Origin of the sequence: Lactiplantibacillus paraplantarum (genome assembly GCF_003641145.1) — a bacterium.
GTDB lineage: Bacteria > Bacillota > Bacilli > Lactobacillales > Lactobacillaceae > Lactiplantibacillus > Lactiplantibacillus paraplantarum.
Window position 1 is genome coordinate 1,963,669 of record NZ_CP032744.1, and the last position, 20,874, is coordinate 1,984,542.

At 44.4% G+C, this 20,874-nt stretch carries 21 protein-coding genes and 16 tRNA genes; 8 read left to right on the forward strand and 29 right to left on the reverse strand.

The annotated features are described in order from the left end of the window. Positions 1-112: 112 nt before the first annotated feature. Positions 113-625, reverse strand: a complete 513-nt coding sequence (locus tag LP667_RS09610) for a tRNA (cytidine(34)-2'-O)-methyltransferase (protein WP_021732132.1) — start codon at positions 623-625, stop codon at positions 113-115. Positions 626-840: 215 nt separating this feature from the next. Here LP667_RS09610 and LP667_RS09615 point away from each other — a divergent pair, with 215 nt between their 5' ends. From LP667_RS09615 to LP667_RS09625, 3 genes are all read left to right on the forward strand, one after another. Further along, entirely contained in the window at positions 841-1,488 is a 648-nt protein-coding gene (locus LP667_RS09615) for an NAD(P)-dependent oxidoreductase (protein WP_021732133.1), read from the forward strand. A 537-nt stretch (positions 1,489-2,025) separates the two neighbouring features. Continuing rightward, entirely contained in the window at positions 2,026-3,375 is a 1,350-nt protein-coding gene (gene brnQ / locus LP667_RS09620; protein ID WP_021732134.1) for a branched-chain amino acid transport system II carrier protein, read from the forward strand. Positions 3,376-3,472: 97 nt separating this feature from the next. Further along, on the forward strand, positions 3,473-3,736 hold the full coding sequence (locus LP667_RS09625; protein WP_021732136.1) for a hypothetical protein: 264 nt from the start codon (positions 3,473-3,475) through the stop codon (positions 3,734-3,736). Here the strand turns inward: LP667_RS09625 and LP667_RS09630 are convergent. Beyond that, entirely contained in the window at positions 3,713-4,567 is an 855-nt protein-coding gene (locus LP667_RS09630; protein WP_021732137.1) for a methyltransferase domain-containing protein, read from the reverse strand. The genes LP667_RS09625 and LP667_RS09630 overlap by 24 nt on opposite strands. A 266-nt stretch (positions 4,568-4,833) precedes the next feature. Here LP667_RS09630 and rpsN point away from each other — a divergent pair, with 266 nt between their 5' ends. Next, entirely contained in the window at positions 4,834-5,103 is a 270-nt protein-coding gene (gene rpsN, locus LP667_RS09635) for a 30S ribosomal protein S14 (protein WP_021732138.1), read from the forward strand. 173 nt (positions 5,104-5,276) lie between these two features. On the opposite strand, the gene LP667_RS09640 is transcribed toward rpsN, so the two are convergent. Further along, positions 5,277-6,428 carry an AI-2E family transporter gene (locus tag LP667_RS09640; RefSeq protein WP_021732139.1) on the reverse strand — a complete coding sequence of 384 codons (1,152 nt, stop codon included), beginning with the start codon at positions 6,426-6,428 and terminating at the stop codon, positions 5,277-5,279. Between the two features lie 14 nt (positions 6,429-6,442). Further along, positions 6,443-6,802, reverse strand: a complete 360-nt coding sequence (locus LP667_RS09645; protein ID WP_021732140.1) for a PTS glucitol/sorbitol transporter subunit IIA — start codon at positions 6,800-6,802, stop codon at positions 6,443-6,445. 131 nt (positions 6,803-6,933) lie between these two features. Here LP667_RS09645 and LP667_RS09650 point away from each other — a divergent pair, with 131 nt between their 5' ends. Then, a complete protein-coding gene (locus tag LP667_RS09650; RefSeq protein ID WP_021732141.1) occupies positions 6,934-7,953 on the forward strand; it encodes a lactonase family protein in 1,020 nt (339 codons plus the stop codon). Positions 7,954-7,968: 15 nt separating this feature from the next. After that, the gene (locus LP667_RS09655; protein WP_021732142.1) at positions 7,969-8,607 is read left to right on the forward strand and encodes a copper homeostasis protein CutC; all 639 of its coding nucleotides are present in this window, start codon (positions 7,969-7,971) and stop codon (positions 8,605-8,607) included. A gap of 241 nt (positions 8,608-8,848) precedes the next feature. Here the strand turns inward: LP667_RS09655 and LP667_RS09660 are convergent, their stop codons facing one another. From LP667_RS09660 to yjbM, 3 genes are read right to left on the reverse strand one after another with little or no spacing between them, the layout of a single operon-like run. Beyond that, positions 8,849-9,751: an RluA family pseudouridine synthase gene (locus LP667_RS09660; RefSeq protein ID WP_033609549.1), complete on the reverse strand. Its 903-nt coding sequence runs from the start codon at positions 9,749-9,751 to the stop codon at positions 8,849-8,851. After that, positions 9,748-10,551 carry an NAD kinase gene (locus LP667_RS09665; RefSeq protein ID WP_021732144.1) on the reverse strand — a complete coding sequence of 268 codons (804 nt, stop codon included), beginning with the start codon at positions 10,549-10,551 and terminating at the stop codon, positions 9,748-9,750. Before LP667_RS09665 ends, LP667_RS09660 begins: the two co-directional genes overlap by 4 nt. Further along, on the reverse strand, positions 10,548-11,210 hold the full coding sequence (gene yjbM, locus LP667_RS09670) for a GTP diphosphokinase (RefSeq protein ID WP_021732145.1): 663 nt from the start codon (positions 11,208-11,210) through the stop codon (positions 10,548-10,550). The genes LP667_RS09665 and yjbM overlap by 4 nt, the downstream gene beginning before the upstream one ends. A 293-nt stretch (positions 11,211-11,503) precedes the next feature. Here yjbM and LP667_RS09675 point away from each other — a divergent pair, with 293 nt between their 5' ends. Further along, positions 11,504-12,139 carry a DsbA family protein gene (locus LP667_RS09675; RefSeq protein WP_021732146.1) on the forward strand — a complete coding sequence of 212 codons (636 nt, stop codon included), beginning with the start codon at positions 11,504-11,506 and terminating at the stop codon, positions 12,137-12,139. 228 nt (positions 12,140-12,367) lie between these two features. On the opposite strand, the gene pepF is transcribed toward LP667_RS09675, so the two are convergent. From pepF to LP667_RS09700, 5 genes are all read right to left on the reverse strand, one after another. Continuing rightward, positions 12,368-14,179 (reverse strand): oligoendopeptidase F, encoded by a 1,812-nt coding sequence (pepF, locus tag LP667_RS09680; RefSeq protein ID WP_021732147.1) that lies wholly within the window; start codon positions 14,177-14,179, stop codon positions 12,368-12,370. A 77-nt stretch (positions 14,180-14,256) separates the two neighbouring features. After that, positions 14,257-15,342, reverse strand: coding sequence for a competence protein CoiA (locus LP667_RS09685; protein ID WP_021732148.1), 1,086 nt, complete (start codon positions 15,340-15,342; stop codon positions 14,257-14,259). Between the two features lie 198 nt (positions 15,343-15,540). Beyond that, positions 15,541-16,272, reverse strand: coding sequence for an adaptor protein MecA (locus LP667_RS09690; RefSeq protein ID WP_021732150.1), 732 nt, complete (start codon positions 16,270-16,272; stop codon positions 15,541-15,543). Between the two features lie 135 nt (positions 16,273-16,407). Continuing rightward, positions 16,408-16,806, reverse strand: coding sequence for a transcriptional regulator SpxA (gene spxA, locus LP667_RS09695; RefSeq protein ID WP_021732151.1), 399 nt, complete (start codon positions 16,804-16,806; stop codon positions 16,408-16,410). A 288-nt stretch (positions 16,807-17,094) separates the two neighbouring features. Beyond that, positions 17,095-17,838, reverse strand: coding sequence for an MBL fold metallo-hydrolase (locus LP667_RS09700; protein WP_021732152.1), 744 nt, complete (start codon positions 17,836-17,838; stop codon positions 17,095-17,097). Between the two features lie 140 nt (positions 17,839-17,978). Here LP667_RS09700 and LP667_RS09705 point away from each other — a divergent pair, with 140 nt between their 5' ends. Further along, positions 17,979-18,479, forward strand: a complete 501-nt coding sequence (locus tag LP667_RS09705) for an antibiotic biosynthesis monooxygenase (protein ID WP_021732153.1) — start codon at positions 17,979-17,981, stop codon at positions 18,477-18,479. Between the two features lie 601 nt (positions 18,480-19,080). Here LP667_RS09705 and LP667_RS09710 read toward each other — a convergent pair. From LP667_RS09710 to LP667_RS09790, 17 genes are all read right to left on the reverse strand, one after another. Further along, positions 19,081-19,263, reverse strand: coding sequence for a hypothetical protein (locus tag LP667_RS09710; protein ID WP_021732154.1), 183 nt, complete (start codon positions 19,261-19,263; stop codon positions 19,081-19,083). A gap of 170 nt (positions 19,264-19,433) precedes the next feature. Next, a tRNA-Asp gene (locus LP667_RS09715) sits at positions 19,434-19,508 on the reverse strand. 2 nt (positions 19,509-19,510) lie between these two features. Then, positions 19,511-19,584: transfer RNA gene (locus tag LP667_RS09720), tRNA-Met, on the reverse strand. A 9-nt stretch (positions 19,585-19,593) separates the two neighbouring features. After that, positions 19,594-19,666: transfer RNA gene (locus LP667_RS09725), tRNA-Glu, on the reverse strand. A gap of 20 nt (positions 19,667-19,686) precedes the next feature. Then, positions 19,687-19,774, reverse strand: a tRNA-Ser gene (locus tag LP667_RS09730). Between the two features lie 4 nt (positions 19,775-19,778). Beyond that, positions 19,779-19,853 (reverse strand) — tRNA-Ile (locus LP667_RS09735). A 5-nt stretch (positions 19,854-19,858) separates the two neighbouring features. Further along, positions 19,859-19,929: transfer RNA gene (locus LP667_RS09740), tRNA-Gly, on the reverse strand. A gap of 12 nt (positions 19,930-19,941) precedes the next feature. Further along, positions 19,942-20,014 (reverse strand) — tRNA-Phe (locus tag LP667_RS09745). Positions 20,015-20,043: 29 nt separating this feature from the next. Further along, positions 20,044-20,118, reverse strand: a tRNA-Asp gene (locus tag LP667_RS09750). A gap of 2 nt (positions 20,119-20,120) precedes the next feature. Further along, positions 20,121-20,194 (reverse strand) — tRNA-Met (locus tag LP667_RS09755). 6 nt (positions 20,195-20,200) lie between these two features. Beyond that, a tRNA-Ser gene (locus LP667_RS09760) sits at positions 20,201-20,290 on the reverse strand. Positions 20,291-20,329: 39 nt separating this feature from the next. After that, a tRNA-Ile gene (locus LP667_RS09765) sits at positions 20,330-20,403 on the reverse strand. Between the two features lie 15 nt (positions 20,404-20,418). Next, positions 20,419-20,492: transfer RNA gene (locus tag LP667_RS09770), tRNA-Met, on the reverse strand. 31 nt (positions 20,493-20,523) lie between these two features. Next, a tRNA-Pro gene (locus LP667_RS09775) sits at positions 20,524-20,597 on the reverse strand. Positions 20,598-20,602: 5 nt separating this feature from the next. Beyond that, positions 20,603-20,676, reverse strand: a tRNA-Arg gene (locus LP667_RS09780). Positions 20,677-20,686: 10 nt separating this feature from the next. Beyond that, positions 20,687-20,772, reverse strand: a tRNA-Leu gene (locus LP667_RS09785). 15 nt (positions 20,773-20,787) lie between these two features. Then, positions 20,788-20,859, reverse strand: a tRNA-Gly gene (locus LP667_RS09790). Positions 20,860-20,874: the final 15 nt, after the last annotated feature.

The window sequence follows — 20,874 nt, forward strand, 5'->3', positions numbered from 1 at the left end:
GCTTCGTTCATCCTTTCTCAATTAGTCCTATCTTCATTATAACAAACTCAAGTTCCCCCGTCCCCATCAAAAAACGCACCCTAACGTTTAGCGCTAGTGCACGTTTTGCTGGTTACTTCAATTTATCATTTTCATAGTGGTGTGACCGTTCAAGGTTCGGAAATTGTTGTTGGCGTAAGGCTTCATAAATCACGATGGCAGCGGAATTCGATAAATTCAGAGCCCGAATATGTGAATCATCTTGGGGAATTCGAATTGCTTTTTCCGGGTACTTGCGCATAAAGGGTTCTGGTAAACCAGTCGTTTCCTTACCAAATAAGAAGTAATGATCCTTACTGGTATCACTGTAATCAACATCCGCATAATCATGCTCAGCAAACTTGGACACTAAGTACAGCTGATCTAAATTAGGAATACTAGCTAAAAAGTCTTGCAAGTCAGCGTGATAAGTAATATCGACACTATCCCAGTAGTCCAAGCCAGCCCGTTTTAGGTGCTTATCATCAATTTTGAAGCCCAATGGTTCAATTAAATGCAAGGCCGTATCCGTTCCGGCACAGGTCCGGGCAATATTACCAGTATTAGCCGGCATTAACGGTTCAAATAACGCAATGTGATTTGTCAAAATAATCGTCCTCATTCATATTAGTCTCTGTGCCATGTTGATTCATAGCAATCACATTAATCATACCATGTCTCCGACTCAACGGCGAATTTTGAAATTAAAAAACGCATTGTTCGCATTCTTAACTAATCTTTCCTATACTAATCACCGTACATCTTACAATTAGCACTGATAATTCATCTAAACAATTGATATAAACCGAGGAGGAATCATCTATGAAAATTATGATTATTGGGGCAACCGGTATGGCCGGGTCAGCCATCACCAAACTAGCACTTGACCGTGGGCACACCGTTGTAGCCATCGGGCGCTCCGAAACAAAACTAGCGACCCTGCCGGCCAACCCTAACTTACAGACCAAGGCCCAAGATGCGTTTGACCTAACATTATCCGAATTACAAGCGGTTGATGTGGTCGTGGATGCCATGGCCACTAGTCCGGACAAAGCTTATCGACACGTAGATCTCGCAACTAAGCTCATCGCGCAACTTCGTGAACAGCAACGACCACGCCTCGTCTTTATTCTAGGTGCTGGTAGTTTAACCACTGGCGATGATCAGCACCTCTTCGTACACGACATCGAAAGTAATCCGGCTAACGCTGCTTTTGTCGCCATTCCGCAAAATCAATTGGCCGAACTGACTTTCTTACGGACGGTCACCAACGTCGATTGGGTGGGCATCTCCCCAGCCGCAACCTTCACGACCGGTCCCGCCACTCCGGTTCAATACGGTCAAGATACGTTGCTAACGAACGCTGATGGTGAATCCGTGACCAATAGTGGGACGATGGCGGTCGCCGTTTTAGACGAGCTTGAAGCACCTCAACATCATCAGGAACGGTTTACAGTCGCCAACCAGTAATGCTCGTCATATGGTTAGCATCACCCTCAGTACCAGTGGCTTTACTAAGGTGACTTAATTGTGCCGACTTAGACAAGCCTGTGTGCATTTGGCATGTAACTCCCAGAGAGTGGAACAAAAGGTGATCTACTTGCGAGCATTAACGTAAATTCGGCGATTATTCCTGGAAATGGAATCGTCACCGAATTTGGATTAAGCGGAACAAGCCACCTTTTGGCGCACGTTTCGACAATATTGGCAGAAAAATTGTGTTCGGTTTCTTGAGAAGCAGTCTTTTCTCAAGCGACTGAACACTTTTAGTTTTATCTCAATCTCCTTTTAGGCAATTACTCGTGACGCTTGGTACCAGTGCTTCGCCTTTAGACTTGCTAATGACAACGTCAACGCGTACTAACTAATTAATTCTGATTGATGAAAAAATGCTGAGCACAGCTTAATCTGAGCATCAACGCTAGCTCGGGCCCTCACCGACCTTTAATTAATTCTTCACCAAAGCATGCTAAACTATTGCCATGATTATTTGAAAGTGGGGATACCATGCATAACCGTTTATCAGGGCGGAATTTGCTCTTCATTGGCACCATGTTATTTGGACTCTTTTTTGGTGCTGGTAACTTAATTTTTCCAATTTTTTTGGGCCAACAATCAGGTCAACACGTTGGCGCGGCCATTATCGGCCTATTGATTACTGGGATTGGGCTCCCGTTACTAGGTGTCATTGGCATGGGCCTAACGCGTAGTCAGGGCGTTTTCGACCTAGCCACTAATGTCAACCGCCCTTACGCCTATGTTTTCACCGTACTACTATATTTTACTCTCGGCCCACTATTTGCAATGCCGAGGTTAGCAACCACCGCCTTTCAGATTGGACTGGCTCCCTTTTTGACCGCCAAGTCACAATCTGGGGTTTTATTGGTCTTCTCAATCGCCTTTTTCGTGGTCACCTGGCTCCTCGCTCGTAATCCAGGCAAGATCATGACTTACGTTGGCAAGTGGCTCACCCCCCTCTTTTTACTATTATTAGGGGCCTTAATACTCGTAGCCCTCATCAAACCATTGGGGACACTGAACGTTGCCGCTAGTGGCGCTTATATCAAACATCCAATTCTAACTGGATTCACTGAAGGTTACAATACAATGGATGCACTAGCTTCGTTAGCCTTTGGCATCGTCGTCATCGATGCGATTCGTGACCTCGGTGTACGCGATCCAGGCCAAATCGCAACTGACACGATCAAGGCCGGCCTGATCAGTATGAGTCTAATGGCCGTCATCTATGGCTTACTAGCGATTATGGGGACCATGAGCTTAGGCCGATTTGCCCCAGCTGAAAACGGGGGCATTACGTTAGCTCAAATTGCCGATGCATACTTTGGTCGATTCGGTAACGTCTTACTGGCTTTAATTGTTATTATCGCTTGTTTAAAAACTGCTATCGGTCTCACCTCAGCTTTCGGTGATACGTTGCATGGAATGTTTCCTAAGATTTCCTATCATTGGCTAATCACACTTGCTTGCCTCATTCCGGCCATTCTCGCCAATGTTGGGCTAACTGAAATGATTACTTATTCAACCCCAGTCCTGATGTTTCTTTACCCGCTCGCCATTGTGTTAATCCTACTGGCCGTATTAGCCCCTTGGCTTGGGATGTCCCGGTGGCTATACGGAATGACAACTGCCTGGACTATGATTCCGGCCATTCTAGCTGGAATTAACGCCATGCCATCCGCTTGGTTGCAAGCGTCCTGGTTGCAAGCCTTGCTTCACCTCAACGCCTGGTTACCGCTTGCCGGTCTAGGTCTAGGCTGGAGTGTCCCCGCACTAATTGGGTTCATCTTAGGTTGGCTAATCAGTCGTAAGCAGCAAGCAACTTCAAGTTTACATTAATCGTTCAATACACAAAGGCCCTCCATCAGTCTTACTTGACTGATCTGGAGGGCCTTTTAAGTTGCTTCACCGGCAAACGGATTAACAACGATTATCCATGATCTGCGTTATTGCTTACCAAGATATTATCAGCACGATTCTCGTTAACATTGCTATTTACAAGTTACTGACACCTTTTGAAAATACAAAAAAACGTAGTATTTCGGTGTGGGCACGGCGAAACGCTACGTTAATGAAGTACAACTCGGTAGTCACCAACGACATGTCGATGTTAACTACCAAACGATTTCTCAAAGGTTATCTTAACACCGGTATTTCAATCATGCAAGCACCTATGTTAACCTTTTTGCATCGTCAGTAAACTCACATCAACCGTAATCTTGGTTAGTCCTTGCTGTTTAGCAATCGTCAATTGTTCAGCATCCGCCCCCCAGTGCAGTGGCGTCATTACTAATAAGTCGTTAAAGTCAATGTCATCAAGTGCAACCTGATATTGAATTCGTTGCCGCTTAGCAGCTGGATAATGCTGAGCAAACAGATCTAACACACGTTGATTATCATACTGATATTGGCGATCAGTTGGCTTAAATAACAGGTGGCGCAGTTCAACTAAATATTCAGGATTAGGCACAATCTTCAGTAACTGCCCACCGGGGGCTAGTACCCGTTCAAACTCTTGGTAAGCGGATGGCGAGAAAACGTCCATAATAGCCGTAAACGCCCCATCAGTAAAAGGCAACTGGGCCAAATCTGCCACACAATAATAAGCGGATGTTGTCAATTGGGTGGCTAAGTTAACCCCGTCTTTACTAATATCAAAGCCAATCCCAACATCAGCAGGATTAGCATGTAATGTCAGCAAGTCAGCTAACGGCGTCCCTTCACCACTACCAATATCTAAGATTCGTTGCGCCGTTTTTGGCAACGCCGCATTAATGGCCTGAACAATCGGGCCGAAAAAGCCAGCTTGCAAAACACGGCGGCGGGCCGCTAACATATTGGCATCATATTCACTAGCAACCTGATGCGTCAAAAAATACAACGTCCCTTTTTTAGAAAAATCCACTTGATGCCCATTGGGACAGCATAAGCTGTGGCCGTCAATTGTCACATATGCTTGGTTACAAACTAAGCACCGAAAGCGGCCAATGTTTGCCTGAACAAACTGGATGCCGCGGTCAATTTTTTTCACAGGTGTCACCTTGCCTTGGTTAATTTTATCATCAGCCGTCCCCTATCAATCCGATGTTTTTGCGCTTCTCTGAGACTAAGAATTCGCCACTACAACATCATATAAAGGACGTGTGTTCAATCATACCATATCATCGCGAACAAAATAGTAGCTGTTACGATTTAGGTATGGTATCTTATTAACTGTTCTAAAGGCTGACTTAAATTGTCCAAATGAATTTGCTACCGAATGGCATGAATTTAATGACATAAAGGAGACTCATTCAGATGGCAAAGAAATCAAAAATTGCGAAAGCAAAACGGATCGAAGCAACTGTGGCTAAGTATGCTGAACGGCGCCAAGCGCTTAAGGCTGCTGGTAACTATGCCGAATTAGCAAAATTACCGCGTAATGCCTCGCCCGTGCGTATTCATCGACGCGACTCACTTGACGGTCGACCACACGCTTACCTACGTAAGTTCGGCATGTCCCGTCTTAACTTTCGTCGCTTAGCACACGCTGGTCAAATTCCGGGTGTTAAAAAGGCGAGCTGGTAAAGGGGCAACCGGTACTAAGCTCATTAATGATTAACAGTACAACTACCATAAAAAGGTTCCACAGGATTTGTCATCAGACAGATTTCTGTGGAACCTTTTTCCTTGGCTTTATTCGTCTAACTGCAGCCCTGCCACGTATCTTTCATGCAACTAGCCAACTAATATGCTAATTTTTAAGGCTTATCATCAACTGATGGCTTTTTTTCTGGTTCATATAGTCCTGAAGAGCGTCGATACCAGTCAAAGAGATGCGTCCATAAGACTTTCAAAATCGCATAGCCCGGAATCCCGAAAATAACGCCCATCAACCCAAAGATTTTACCAGCCGCTAATAAGACGACTAGAATCGTAATCGGATGAATATCTAAGCTACTCCCTAGGACTAACGGTGAAATAAAGCGGCCTTCAATCGTTTGTTCGATGACGAAGACAATCAGAACTTGGACCAGCATCCACGGCGAAGTGACTAACGCAATCACCACCGAGGGCACCATCGCGAGGAAGGAACCTAAATACGGAATCAGATTTAAGATTCCAGCCGCAATTCCTAACGTCAAAGCAAATTTCAGTCCAATAATGCTGTACCCGACCGCAAACATCACAGCAACAAAGAACGCCACGGTCAATTGACCACGAATGTAATTACTGACTTGTGAATTGATTTCCGTTAACACTTCTAAAAATCCCGAGCGTGCCTTGGTGGGCACAAACTTAGCCATATACTTGGGTAGCTGATGACCATCGCGTAATAGGTAGAAAAGAATAAACGGCATCGTTATCAACCCAATGATGACGGTCGTCACAGTGCTGAATACGCCCGTAAGCGAAGTCACCGTCCCAGTCAAGTACTTCGAAAAGCGACCACTCACCAACTTACTGAGGTCCGTATTCCAGCTCTCGAGTTGATCACGAATACCACTGAGTTGCGGATCATTGATCCAGCGATTAACTTCTGTGCTGGCATTTTTCCAGTAAGTAGGCCAGTCATTGATGATCGATAAGGTTTGGTCGCGAATCGTTGGGATAATTGCAATAATGCCTAACGCTAGCAGCGCGACAACCACAATAAATAGCCCAATGATCGTCCAAGTCCGTCGCACGTGAAAACGTTTTTCTAGCCAGTCAACCAGCGGATTAAGCAAGTAGTACAAGACGCCAGCCAAAATAATCGGCAGGCCGACGATACTAAAGAATTGCCGGACCGGGTCCAACAACCAATCAACTTGCCTGCCCATAAAGAAGATCGTCAATACTAACAAAATAATGACTAAAATCCGAATAAGCCGTTGGGTTGACCATCGTCGCTTCTGTGAATCAGGTTTCAAACAATCCCTCCTCCCTAAGCCTGATACGTAATGACGCTACCGACTTTGATCGTTGGTAACTGGTTCGGCGTCAAATAAATACCGTTTTCCATTGGTTTGGCAGGTACTGGTTTGAAGTACAACGTCGCGTGCCCGATTGACGTTAAATTAGCTTCAACTAGCCCACCGGCAAAAACCACCGTATAAGTTTGTTGATCGATCGTAATGGTGCTACCAGCAACTAATGAAAGACTCGTGATGGGCTGTTCAAATTTTTGAACCACCGCGATTTGCTGTAATGGTGCCGTAGCCGTTTCATCGAATAGAACTAGAATTGGTTCCTTGGAATCGATGGCATTCGTACCAATCGATTGTACTGTTGCAGTTATTGTCATATTGAGACCCCCATCGATTAATTAATTGCTTTAATTGTAGCATAGTCCTAATCGCAGACGCCAATTTGTCATCGCTTACACGTGGCATATCTATGCTATACTTGAATTATCTATCAAGGAGGTTTGTTATCATGCAAGAACGCATTTTATTCGGAACGTATACGAAAAAAACAAGCCAAGGGATTTACCAAGGAACCCTTGACACCACTGCCAAAACCTTAACTAATGATGGCTTACTGGCAGCCACTCAAAATCCCACCTATTTGGCCCTTTCAGCTAAGGATCGCCTATACAGTGTCGACAAGGAAGATGACGAGGGCGGTATCGCAGCTTGGCAGTTAGATGGCCAGACCGCTCACAAACTAAATACCGTCGTCGCACCTGGCACCCCACCAGCCTACGTTGCCGTCGACGAAGCCCGGCAACTCGTCTATAGCGCTAACTACCATAAGGGAACAGCCGAAGTCATGAAAATTGCTGCGGATGGGGCGCTAACTTTGACCGATACCGTTCAACATCGTGGTAATGGCCCTCGTCCTGAACAAGATGGCTCCCATATTCATTACATCGACCTCACGCCAGACAATCGCTTAGCCGTAATCGATTTGGGTAGCGATAAGGTCTACGTCTATAACGTCAGCGACGCCGGTCAGTTAAGTGAACAATCCGTACTCACTATGGAAGCTGGTTTCGGGCCACGCCACCTCGTGTTCAGTCCGGACGGCCATTACGCCTTCTTGGCTGGTGAATTATCAAGTCAGATTGCAAGCTTAAAATATGATGCCCAAACTGGCACCTTTACGCAACTTGGCATTGTCAAAACAATTCCGGCCGACTACACGGCGCATAACGGTGCCGCAGCCATCCGTTTAAGTCACGACGGTCATTTTCTCTACGTCTCCAATCGTGGCTACAACACGTTAGCCGTCTTTGCAGTAGCCGCAGACGGTCACTTGACTCTGATTCAGCAAATCAGTACGGAAGGTGACTTCCCCCGTGACTTTGATTTAGATCCAACTGAAACCTTTGTCGTGGTCGTCAACCAAAATACCGACAACGCGACTTTGTATGCTCGGGACTTAACGAGTGGTAAACTAAGTCTATTACAAAAGGACGTCAACGTGCCCGAAGGCGTTTGCGTTCGTTTCTAGCAAAGGATGAAGCTCATGTTATTAAAAGAAGTCTGTGTTGAAAATTACACCAACATTCCCGCAGCGATTGCGGCCGGTGCGAACCGGATTGAACTCAACGATAATTTGGCCGTTGGTGGCACCACTGTCAGTCGCGGCGTAATGGCCGAAGCGGCCAAGTATACTGGTGAACATCACGTGCCCCTAGTCGCCATGATTCGCCCTCGTGGTGGGAATTTCGTCTATAACGATACGGAATTAAAAATTATGGAAGCGGATCTCCTACAGGCCCAATCATTGGGTGTTGACGGTGTCGCATTTGGTGCTTTAACCGCGGATCATCAACTTGACGAAGAAGCCTTGGAACTATTAATTGGTGCAGCCGGTGGCATGTCGATCACCTTCCACATGGCTTTTGACGCCATCCCTGCCGACCAACAGGCAACAGCGATCGATTGGTTAGTAGAGCATGACGTCGACCGTATTTTGACACATGGTGGTCCACTTGATCAGACGATTGATAACTGTGTCCCCCACTTACAAACGACGATTGCCCAAGCAGCCGATCGGATTCAGATTTTGCCTGGTGGCGGCATTACCGCTGCAAACGTAACGACCATCACGGCAACGTTAGGGGTTAATCAGGCCCACGGGACAAAAATCATTAAATACTAAGAGCTTCCAAAAAGACGCATCTCATTTTTTGAGATGCGCCTTTTGATTTAAAAAATCAAGACGTCAATAGCTGTTATTCAAACGCCTGCGTATCAGTACAAGACGCCCCTAACCAAACTGGCGGCTTTCGTTCTAAGTTGGCCACGATAGGCACTGACTATTTAGCGCATTTTAATCACCATTCGCACTAAGTAGAACGAGCATAATCTGGTACCAAATACTAATACTTCCACTGTCCAACTTACGAATTGGCACGCTGATTATGTGTAATCAAGCGACTAAGATCAGACGGCAACGGCGCAAAAGTCGTCAGGGTCTTATCAATGAACGGATCATCAAATTCCAATTGCATGCAATGCAGCGCTTGACGTTGAATCCACGGATCACGAGGCCCATTGTAAAGCTCATCTCCAACCAACGGATGACCGCTAGCCGCAAAGTGAACCCGAATCTGGTGCGTCCGACCAGTATGCAAACGTACCCGCACCACCGTCATATTGCGCAATCGTTTAACTACCCAATATTCAGTCAAGGATGGTTTACCATCAGGCCGCGTGGTCCGTTTGATAAACGAATCAGCAGCCCGACCAATCGGCGCATCTAGCCAACCATGATCAGTAGCTAATTCGCCACTGACCACGGCTAAGTACATTTTGCGCATCGCGTGGGCCTTCAATTGATGGTCAATGATCGAGTGTGCAAAGTGGTGCTTGGCGAACAGAACAATGCCACTCGTATCACGGTCCAAACGAGTTGTAATATGTACAACTTCATTATCATAATGGGCAGCTTGATAATAGCCCTTCACCCGATTAGCTAACGTATTATCGGGTAACGCGTGTGCCGGCACCGAGGCCACCCCAGCTGGTTTATTCACGATTAAATAATCCCGATCCTCATACAAAATAGTTATTGGCAACATTGAGACGCCGAGATGATCATTGCCAATTTCGGCGGGTGTAACCATCGTCACGGTCTCACCACCCGTCAACATGTGAATCGCTAATACTGGTTGCTCATTAACGAGAATCGCTCCGCCATGAAACTTGACTTTCTTCAATAAACTACGCGTCACGCCGTGCTGTGCCAAGAGCGTTTTGACCTTCATCGGCGTCGCCTCATGATTGATCCAAGTAAACCTCATTGTTCGTCCAACCCAATGAAGGACGTTCCAACTCGTTTCCAGAAACGGTTATGCCGGTGTTGTGCAAAGGCAATCCGCCGGTTAGCAATCGAATAACGAATTTGCTCAATTGGACGTGGTTGGGTATCCATTTGATCAGCCGTAAAGATAAAATGCGACTTTTGTTGTGGGCGAATCGTGATCGTTTCGTATGGCGCTACGATGACTGGCGAACCAAGTGTTCGGAAGACCCGGTTGTTGATCGATGCAATTTCAGCCATTTGTAAAGCATCTAATCGCGGATGAATAACCGCACCGCCCACTGATTTATTATAGGCTGTTGAACCGGTCGGTGTTGAGACGCATAACCCATCGCCACGGAAACGTTCAAATAATTCATCTTGAATATAAACATCGGCAACCATGGTGCTCCCAAGTTTTTTGAGCGTTGACTCATTCAACGCCAAATAATGATCCGTCGCATCGGTGTCGGCATAAGTAATATCCACAGCTAACAATGGGTAGGTCACACTCTGCCCATTATCTTCTAGCAAACCAGTTATCAGTTGGTCGATCTCATAATCACGCCAATCCGTATAAAAGCCGAGATGGCCAGTATGCACGCCGACAAAGCGTACCTGATCAACCATGTGGCTATAATGATGAAATGCCGCTAAAAGCGTCCCATCGCCCCCTACAGATAGAACAATATCGGGGTGTTCATCATCGATCTCAAATCCAGCAGCTAGCAGCTTAGTATGTAACTCACCCGCTACTTTTTTCGTCTTAGCACTCGCATTTGCAAAAATCGTTACTTTCATGAATTCTGATCTTCCTTTGTCGAGTCAGGATCATCATTACTCGGCCCCTTCCCATATGAGAACAGGCTCTGAGCTTCTTGAATTTCCTCACGAATTTCTGACATTTCTTTATCCAAACTAAAAGCGGCTTCGGCAGCTCGTTGTAGTCGCTGACTCAAATTTTCAGGGAAATCTCCTTGATATTTATAGTTAAGTGAATGTTCAATCGTTGCCCAAAAATTCATAGCAAGCGTCCGGACTTGGATCTCGGCCAAAATTTTCTTCTCACCACCAACCATCTGGACGGGGTACTCAATCACGATATGATACGAACGGTAGCCAGATGGCTTTTCATTACTAATATAATCTCGTTCTTCTAAAATCGTCATATCGGTCCGTTTTCGCAACAAATCAACGACTTGATAGATGTCCTCAACGAACTGACACATAATCCGTAAACCGGCAATATCTTGCATATCTTGTTCCAAGCGGTCTTCTTGAACTTTACGTCGGGTCATCTTTTCCTTAATGCTATCAACGGGTTTGACCCGCCCCGTTACAAATTCAATCGGTTCATGCTGATTCAAATCACGAAATTGTTTCCGCATTCCCCGCAATTTAACTTTGAGCTCATCAACAGCTTGCTGATAAGGCAGTAAAAAATGATTCCAATCTTCCATCGGGGCACCTCCGTTTCAATCCATACCCTAAAATTTTACCATAATTTGCTGGAATAAAAAGTTAACGTTCTCGAGATTGAACCCTAAGTTCACTTTTTTTCCAAACTGCAAGCCTAGAAACAAAATACTTTACGAATTTAGCAAATCGGTGCATGATAACGGGTGAAGGTTTAATCTAAGTAACGAGTTATGCTTTGGTGTTAAAAAATTTATGAAATGAAAAACTTGCAAATACCTCGTTTGATTGGTATTCTGCACTATGACGCGAATAGAGAAAGTGGAGGAATTATGACGTGTTAGAAGTGTACTTATTTGTAAATCCGTTGGCAAACCAATGCGTACGCGATGAACAAAACGTGTTACGGTTGGCAAATGACTCAGACAAGCAAATCCAATTTCAATTCGTACCGTTACTGAACATCAATGTTATCCAGCGGGCCTTAAAATGCCAAGGGATCAAAACATCTGACTGGCACGCCCAAAATGAACAGTCGCAAACGCTGTACCGGGTTATTTTGGATTACAAAGCAGCCCTATTTCAAGGTAAAAAGCGCGGCCGTAACTTTTTGATTGCCTTACAGTCTGCAATGCTTAAGGCTGGTCAACATTATTCAGAACACCTCGTCAAAACCGTGGCGACGGACTGTCAAATTGATTTGGATATGTTCATGGAAGATCGTGACAGTGACTTAGCAAAACAAGCCTTTCATGCTGATCAACGATTGGCTTCCGAAATGAATATTACCGAGGCGTCTTCCGCCGTCGTTTTTGATTGCGACCAATACGATTATGGCGTCTTGTTAGAACAATTTAATTACACGACACTTTTTGATTTAGTTAATGGTAACTTAGATCCTTTCCAAGATGCCACCCGGGCAACCAATGCCAGTTGCGCTAACCTGACTAACGCACAATTACACGTTTTATAATTTCATCAATTGCAATTATTCAACTGGTTTACCAGTCAAAAGCACCCGACGATCATTTTCGCCGGGTGCTTTTGACTAGTATCAGTTTTTAAATTCTCAGCGCCGGCACCATGAACAAGCACTGACACAACTGCTTATCTACTTTTGTAAAATAAAACAGGTGCTAGAACGATTTATTTTGAACGCTCATTTGTAAACAAACTAATGCTAAGGTTGTGATTCACTCGCTTACTGCTTCGTCACTAACTGTTCAAATTCATCTAGTCGTTCTTCAAAAACCTTGAAAGCTGCATCTAGATAATCTGGCTTGGTCATATCAACACCAGCTCCGTGCATGACATCAATTGGAAACGCTGAAGAACCTGCTTTCAAATAGCCTAAATAGTCATCAACGGCCCCCGCCTGCTTGGTACTAATTCGGTCGGCTAGCGTCGAGGCGGCCGCAAAACCCGTGGCATACTGGTAAACATAGTAATTGTAATAGAAGTGTGGAATACGCGACCATTCATCGGCAATCTGTGGATCACTGACCACTGCATCACCGTAATAGCGTTGATTCAACTGCAAGTACTGTTTTGATAACCGGTCAGCAGTCAAAGCTTGGCCAGCTTGATCTTGTTCGTGTAACCATTCTTCGAATTCTGCAAATTGGGTTTGACGGAAAACGGTCCCCTTAAAGCCATCTAGGTAATAATTCAAGACATAGGCCCGCATCTGGGGGTCCTGTTCAGTTGCCAGAAAATAATTAGTCAGCAAATTCTCGTTAGTAGTTGAGGCGATTTCCGCCACAAAAATTGAATAGTCACCATATTGATAAGGCTGATGATGCGTCGTGAAATAAGAATGCATGCTATGACCCATTTCATGGACCAACGTGTATAAATTATCAATATTATCCTGCCAATTCAATAACATATACGGCGCAGTATCATACATTCCTGACGAATAAGCACCACTGCGTTTGCCCTGATTTTCCACAACGTCGATCCACCGTGAAGCAAAAGCCGTTTTTACATGTTTGAGATAGTCGGGGCCTAAAATTTTCAGTGCCTGTAAAGCCGTTGCCTGCGCCTGTTGATAAGAATAATTGATTGTCGGTTTGGGTGCTAACGGCGTATACATATCATACATATGCAACTGATCTACACCTAATAGGCGCTTACGTAGCGCCACGTAACGATGCAACAAATGCAAGTGATCATCGACAGCCGTAACTAAAGAATCATAAACCGACGTTGGAATTTGATTAGCAGCTAACGCGGCTGTTCGCGCATCGGGATAATGGTGGGCTTGGGCCACAAAATTATGCACTTTGACTTGGCTGGCAAGTGTCGAGGCAAGTGTGCGCCGAAATTGGCCGTATACTTGATATAATGCCTCAAAAGCTTCACGTCGGACTGCCGGATGGACGGACTCTAGTAACACGCCGTAAAGCCCTTGTGAGAGCTTAACAGGATTGCCATCATCATCCTGAACAGTCGGAAATTGAAAATCAGCATTGTTTAGCACACCAAACGTCTTAGCTGAGGCCCCAAAGATGTCGCTAGCCCCTGCCAGTAAAGACTCTTCATTTTCAGACAATACGTGACCCTTTTGCAACCGCACCGTGTCTAATAAGTGCCGATAATCACGTAAAGTGACGTTTTCGTCAAGGTACGTATCCAATTCACCTGGTGTTAATTGTAAAATAGCCGGTTCAAACCAAGCAGTTGCTGCAGATACCTTGGCTGTTAAACTACTAGCTTGATCATCTAAAGCCGCATTCGTACTGTTTCCAGTGTCCTGATCACTCTTCAAACTAGCATATACCGCTACTTTTTCTAGCCGTCGATACAGGTCTAAGACCGCCTGAATCCCTGCCAGCACCGTATCGGCCGAACTGATAAAATCATCTTTAAGTGCTGCAACGGTGGGGATTGTCGCTTTGATTTGCGCGACATCCGCCGCATACGCAGCCTGATCAGCATAAATAGGCGTGAGATCCCAAGTCAACGTTTCAGGAACGGCCGAACGAGTCGGCAATTTTTTAGTTGCTACCATGCAGATTCCTCCAATTATTTCAATATAGCACTAGGTTACCACATATTGTAGCAACCACGGTAGCATGTGTTTTCAAATCAACGATCACGCCATTTGAGTTGTTGCGCGTTGATTTGCCAGACTGACCCCTGCTTAATAATGACTCGCTGATCAACTAACATAGTCATTATTACTGTAATCTGCTGTTGTAATAGCTGACCTCGTGCGTGCAAGCACACACGCCGCGCAAGTAATGGCCGGAGTTGATGCCAAATCAACGCGCGTAACTGTCCTGAAGTGAGAGCCCCTGTCCGTTGCCGTAATGCACCAAAAACGTGCCCGTACCAAACAAGATACGGCACTGCCAATATTGGCAATTGTGGGATCGTCGGAATGGTCCAGCTAGGAAGTTGCGCAATCGTCCCACCACGATGATAACAATAGGCCTGTAACTGCTCAAATACGTGTTGATGGCGTAGCCGGGCGAACATTAATTGTTGATAATAGCGCTGTAAATGATTCGTTGACAGTGGCAGTGTATCAACGGTCGCTGTGAATCGACGCAAATTCGTAACCGACTGCTGCGTAGTGTTTAACCAGTAGCTTTGGTAGCTCAATGGTTCGGCGTCCAGCGTCAAAATATGATGTAATAACTGGACGTTAGCAGTCGTAACGTGTAAAAAAAGCAGATATGGCCCCCACTGTTGTTGGTATTGTAAAAACTTTAAGGCCTTGCTATTGAGATGCAACTGCCGCTGATAGGGCTGCCCCAACAACCACAACACTTGATAACCATGCCGCCAATATCCGTGAGTACGAGCTGCTAGTCGATCTACTGACAAGGGGGAACACTGAAATTCTAAAGCTAGTGGTGGCGCCGTAGCTCGTTGGACCAAAATATCTGGCCGCTGGTGTAAGTCCGCTAATTCGGCTTCCAAGCGAACCGTATAGCCACTAGCCGCAAACCAGGTGGCTAATAGTTGTTTACCGCAAAGATGTTCAGCCGTTTCGCCTTCTGAGAAAATATGACAATCCGTCACATGCACGTGTGCAAAGTGGGGCACAACCACTGACCCCCGTTTGAGCCGTACGGGTTGTGAGCATCCGGGGCACTGATAAGCTAACTGACGGTCCGCAGTTGCCGCATTGATCAGTTGCTGACAGTCGTTCATTGCCATAAGCATCCGACCCCCTCCCTTCAACTAATAATTACGTCACCATCACCGATTCCTATGAAATTCCATCGTTATTTTTAAAAATTTCTTCTTCGTTAAACAACTCAAGCATCCCCGCCGACTCATGAGTCATTAAGCCGGCTTGATGCACTAAATCACAAAAAAACCCAACATCACGGATAAACGTCATGTTGGGTTGCTAAACTGCTATTTAAAATAGTGACGAATCGTTTCTAACGCGGCGTTAGACATGATTTTTTCACCATGTTCAAGTAATACGTCGGCTGAAACATTAGCTAAATGAGCGTATTCCAACGCCACCGCTACATCGTCCTTGATAGTTGCCGTTGTTGATTGGTCAACAAAGAAAACCAGTTCTAGATAATATTGATCCCGATACTTAAATAAGTTAGATGCAAGTCCTTCTGGCCGGAATAACTGTGCTAATGATACCAAATCTTCGAATTGATCAAATTTCAACACATATTCCTTAGTTGGCGTATCCGGATCATCAAGATACGGATCGAGGTCATTCGTATCCTTAGTTGGATTATGCGCAACACCTTGCCCGTCTTCAACTTGATTCGTATCCGTCTGCATCAATTTACGCTTTAAATAATCCGAAACATCATCCTGCGAATCATCATCATCTGATTGATCAGGTGACTGAGTGGCTTTCGCAATCGTATCTTGTAAATTATCACTGTTTTTGCTAATAAATAATTCTAAACCATTTCGGTTTGGTAATACTTGGAAAGTTACGGCATCATTGTCCTGAAATTGATGATCAACATCAACTTCCTCCAAGATGCTATAGAAGAAACTTTCAATTTGCTTATGATTCCCTAGTAAATCTAATACGCGAATACCGCGTTCATTGAGATCATCATTTCCAATAACGACGCGAATCGTATCTTCGTTGATGCGTTCCATCTCCATTACAGATCCACCCCTTTCTAAGTGTCAAGGGCCATAATCACTATCACAATTCTAACTTATTTCAGTTTATTGTAAAGTAATCTATCTGAAAATACAAAAATTGGCCAATTAGTTAAGCTAACTAGCCAATGATTATCACATATTTGCTAATTGTTGTGCCCGCAATAATTCTAACGTTCGAATCTTCCGTGGTAAGAAGCGCCGAATTTCATCTTCATTATAACCGACTTGTAATCGTTTTTCGTCTAACATGATTGGTCGACGTAACAAACTTGGGTCCCGAGTGATCATATCAAATAATTCATTCAGCGATAAATCATCAATATCAACATTTAATTGCTGAAAAGCTTTTGATCGCGTAGAAATAATCTCTTCCGTTCCTGATTCAGTTAACTGTAAAATATGCTTAATATTCTCAATTGAAAGTGGCTCAGTAAACAGATTGCGTTCTTGAAAATCAATGTCGTGTGTCTGTAACCAGGCCCTAGCTTTGCGACATGAGGTACAACTTGGTGCGGTATATAAAATAACCATACTGGGTTCCTCCTTGGCGTCGTTAATCAATTTCTATAATATAATTCATTATACGCTAACCGCTTTTAATTGTGAATAGGTTTAACGAAATTAATTTAGATGAAACTAATTATTTAATTTACAATTATTCATTTTTTGTTATTTATCTGCAAAATAAATCGCTTTTATTACGAATTTCGTTATTAATAAGATTGTGTGCAATTTATTTTCATCTTATAGTATTAATAACCATTTTACAGTAAACTGACAGAAAAAGCTTAGCAAAATGATTTGCTAAGCTTTATCGTATTAACCAAGATTTAATTGTAAAAACTTCTGGGCAACCATCACCGGAATATCCGGACCAGCTGCCGCTTGTGCTTCTTGTTGTAGCCGATCAAAAGGAATATCTTGTGGCAAATGTGTTAACAATAATTTTTGAACGTGCGCCTGCTTAGCAATTTTACCGGATTGTGCCGATGTCATATGCCACATTTTTCCGGTTTTATCGGCATCAAAATTCGTATCAGTCATTAATAACTGTGCACCAGTCGCAAAGGTTGCCAATTCTGGTAAATAAGCTGTATCAGCCGAAAAGACCAATTGTTGATCGGTAGCCCGCTCAACAATTCTGACCGCGTACGCTGGGACCGGATGCTTAGTTGGCAAAAAGCTAATATCAAACGGCCCAATCTGGTTGATGACGGCCGGATCATAAGCGCGACCTTCTGTAGCACCACCCCACGTCAGCGCACCAAAGTTTAGTGGGTCGGCTGTGTGGCCATAAATCGGCAAAATCGGTGTTTTGCGTTCTCCAGGACGTAACTGCCAATAATACTGTAAAACACCTACGTCAGCCGTATGATCATGGTGATAATGTGTTAAAAGAACACTATCGAGCTGTAAGGGGTCTAGAATCTCTTCTAAGGCGTTCAAAGCCCCTGACCCACAATCGAGCAACAAGTGATAATCACCAGCCGTAACTAGGTAAGAACTCGTCCCTACTCCATTATATGGATAACCACCGTAATAACCCAGAACTGTTAATTTCATTATTGACCATCCCTTCAATTTTCTGTACTACCTTATTTTAATATAGCCGCAAGAAAAAATGAAACCAACAACTTAACATATTTTCAATTATTTTGAAAAACACGTATAATAATAGATGTAATAAATAAGGAGTGATATTGATGAGTGGAAAGATTGCAGCAACATTTGGGACACGCAAAATTCTAACTATGATCCAACAAAAACATGCTGATCGAGACTTGCTTTTAATGCAGGCCAACGCTACTGAAGATCGCTACATGTTACTCGACTTAACTGGTGAAAAAACAGTTTTTTCAAGTCCCGTAACATATGACGTTTTACTTTCAAAGGGATCAGCCGACTGGCATGGGATGACTAGCTTTATTTTCATTGAGCTACCTGTTGAAGAACAAAAGGTCTTTAGTTCTAAATTCAGCAGTTTCCGGCATGATTACAATAAACCGGACGGCCTTAAACACTTTTGGGTTTTACGTGAATCTAAAAATAATGCGGCCTTCGTAATTGTCACGAATTGGCATAGTGACTCCGAATACGCCGTTTGGTTGCGAAGTGAATCATTTAAGCCATTTGCGAAGTATATTACTTCCGATTACGGTTACCATGAAAGCCGTTATTCATTCGTTCGTTCATTAAAATCATAACTCAGTATGAGGTTCAAAGTCGCTGCGTATACCGCAACGACTTTTTTTTACATCATTGTATCTTAAACACTTTCGATATTTACCGTAAAATTAGTAATTACCAGATAGATTAGTCACTCACATCATCAAAACGGCATTTAAAATAGGACTGCCCATATCAACTGAATGACGTTCTAACTTGGTTGATTTTAGACGGTAAGATTGCAGTCTATCGCAAAAAAATTGCCAATCTCTTAGTTTTAAGCATCAGATTATTTACCACAGCCATACACATACCATATTTGCTTGATTCAAATATTATTGATTAATAACGAACACAGTAAATGGGACGAGCACAACTTCCGTCCTTGATAGACGCTGACAATGAACCCCAAAATTTGCAAAATGAATTATTTCTCAACTCAGAATATTGCAGCACCGGAAATCTGTCAGAAATAAAAAGTACCTACACCAATTTAAGGTCAGGTACTCCATTAACTTCACTTGACGAATAGCCTCAAAACCGAGAAGCATTGGAACTTTCTTTTTGTATTCAAGGTAACCTACGGAGAATAAAGCAATCCGGTCGATTATTTACTGTTTACGTTTAATCTGGCTAGTGTCAATTATCATGGGCGAATACCGCCTTCATCAAGGCATCTAAAATATAGCCATTGATATGGTTGTAAACAATCACTGACTTATTGTTGCCAACTTTGAGTTGTAATGCTTTAGTTGGTCGGGCAGTTGACGCCGTGAGCATGTGGCCGACCTTTACTTGTACAATATCTGGTTGCTGATCCATCAAAAACACCTCACCATTTATCTGATAAGGTAATGATAGTGTATTTTAAGGCCGCTGAGAATACTGTCAGTCATTTACTGCTTACCTTACGTTTACACTTGACGAAGAACTACAATTTCATAATTTACACTATAAAAAAAACATCATTCATTAACGAATGATGTTTGTAACGGTCCGTACGAGACTCGAACTCGTGATCTCCTGCGTGACAGGCAGGCGTCCTAAACCAACTAGACCAACGGACCAATTGCGGGAGCAGGGTTTGAACCTGCGACCTTCGGGTTATGAGCCCGACGAGCTACCAGACTGCTCCATCCCGCGATAATATAATGACCCCTACGGGATTCGAACCCATGTTACTGCCGTGAAAGGGCAGTGTCTTAAACCACTTGACCAAGGGGTCATATTTTTAATATGAAACAACGGAGAAGGAGGGATTCGAACCCTCGCACCGCTTGCGCGATCTATACCCTTAGCAGGGGCACCTCTTCAGCCACTTGAGTACTTCTCCAAAATGGGCCTAAATGGACTTGAACCATCGACCTCACGCTTATCAGGCGTGCGCTCTAAACCAGCTGAGCTATAGGCCCAAAAAAGCGGGTAACGAGAATCGGACTCGCGACAACAGCTTGGAAGGCTGTGGTTTTACCACTAAACTATACCCGCAGAATATAGATATGGCGCGGGACGGAATCGAACCGCCGACACATGGAGCTTCAATCCATTGCTCTACCGACTGAGCTACCGAGCCATTGTAGCCATTTTAAAATATTAACTTAACGGTCCGTACGAGACTCGAACTCGTGATCTCCTGCGTGACAGGCAGGCGTCCTAAACCAACTAGACCAACGGACCAATTGCGGGAGCAGGGTTTGAACCTGCGACCTTCGGGTTATGAGCCCGACGAGCTACCAGACTGCTCCATCCCGCGATAATAAGGAGGATGAGAGATTCGAACTCTCGCGTGGTTTGACCCACCTGACGGTTTTCAAGACCGTTCCCTTCAGCCAGACTTGGGTAATCCTCCATATGATGTAACTAGGAAATGTCCACTATTAATAGCAGATGGACCTTGTAGGGCTCGAACCTACGACCGGACGGTTATGAGCCGTCTGCTCTAACCAACTGAGCTAAAGGTCCAAGCTCTTATTCCTATCGCGGCAGGGGGAATCGAACCCTCGACCTCCCGGGTATGAACCGGACGCTCTAGCCAGCTGAGCTACACCGCGATGTGTTAAATAATCGTAAATGACTACTTAATCGGGAAAACAGGATTCGAACCTGCGACCCCCTGGTCCCAAACCAGGTGCTCTACCAAGCTGAGCTATTTCCCGTTATATGCACCCAGTAGGAGTCGAACCTACAACCTTCTGATTCGTAGTCAGACACTCTATCCAATTGCGCTATGGGTGCTTCATAAAAGTGCCGAGGACCGGGATCGAACCGGTACGGTTATCACTAACCGCAGGATTTTAAGTCCTGTGCGTCTGCCAATTCCGCCACCCCGGCAACACTTTGGTACAAAGCGGAAGACGGGATTCGAACCCGCGACCCCCACCATGGCAAGGTGATGTTCTACCACTGAACTACTTCCGCATAAATATTCAGTTA

Bases quoted from the DNA above. Each gene is read 5' to 3' on its own strand.
- LP667_RS09615 (WP_021732133.1), top strand. From the start codon at position 841: ATGAAAATTATGATTATTGGGGCAACCGGTATGGCCGGGTCAGCCATC.
- brnQ (WP_021732134.1), top strand. From the start codon at position 2,026: ATGCATAACCGTTTATCAGGGCGGAATTTGCTCTTCATTGGCACCATG.
- LP667_RS09625 (WP_021732136.1), top strand. From the start codon at position 3,473: ATGATCTGCGTTATTGCTTACCAAGATATTATCAGCACGATTCTCGTT.
- rpsN (WP_021732138.1), top strand. From the start codon at position 4,834: ATGGCAAAGAAATCAAAAATTGCGAAAGCAAAACGGATCGAAGCAACT.
- LP667_RS09645 (WP_021732140.1), bottom strand. From the start codon at position 6,802: ATGACAATAACTGCAACAGTACAATCGATTGGTACGAATGCCATCGAT.
- LP667_RS09650 (WP_021732141.1), top strand. From the start codon at position 6,934: ATGCAAGAACGCATTTTATTCGGAACGTATACGAAAAAAACAAGCCAA.
- LP667_RS09655 (WP_021732142.1), top strand. From the start codon at position 7,969: ATGTTATTAAAAGAAGTCTGTGTTGAAAATTACACCAACATTCCCGCA.
- LP667_RS09660 (WP_033609549.1), bottom strand. From the start codon at position 9,751: ATGAGGTTTACTTGGATCAATCATGAGGCGACGCCGATGAAGGTCAAA.
- LP667_RS09665 (WP_021732144.1), bottom strand. From the start codon at position 10,551: ATGAAAGTAACGATTTTTGCAAATGCGAGTGCTAAGACGAAAAAAGTA.
- yjbM (WP_021732145.1), bottom strand. From the start codon at position 11,210: ATGGAAGATTGGAATCATTTTTTACTGCCTTATCAGCAAGCTGTTGAT.
- pepF (WP_021732147.1), bottom strand. From the start codon at position 14,179: ATGGTAGCAACTAAAAAATTGCCGACTCGTTCGGCCGTTCCTGAAACG.
- LP667_RS09685 (WP_021732148.1), bottom strand. From the start codon at position 15,342: ATGCTTATGGCAATGAACGACTGTCAGCAACTGATCAATGCGGCAACT.
- LP667_RS09690 (WP_021732150.1), bottom strand. From the start codon at position 16,272: ATGGAGATGGAACGCATCAACGAAGATACGATTCGCGTCGTTATTGGA.
- spxA (WP_021732151.1), bottom strand. From the start codon at position 16,806: ATGGTTATTTTATATACCGCACCAAGTTGTACCTCATGTCGCAAAGCT.
- LP667_RS09700 (WP_021732152.1), bottom strand. From the start codon at position 17,838: ATGAAATTAACAGTTCTGGGTTATTACGGTGGTTATCCATATAATGGA.
- LP667_RS09705 (WP_021732153.1), top strand. From the start codon at position 17,979: ATGAGTGGAAAGATTGCAGCAACATTTGGGACACGCAAAATTCTAACT.
- LP667_RS09710 (WP_021732154.1), bottom strand. From the start codon at position 19,263: ATGGATCAGCAACCAGATATTGTACAAGTAAAGGTCGGCCACATGCTC.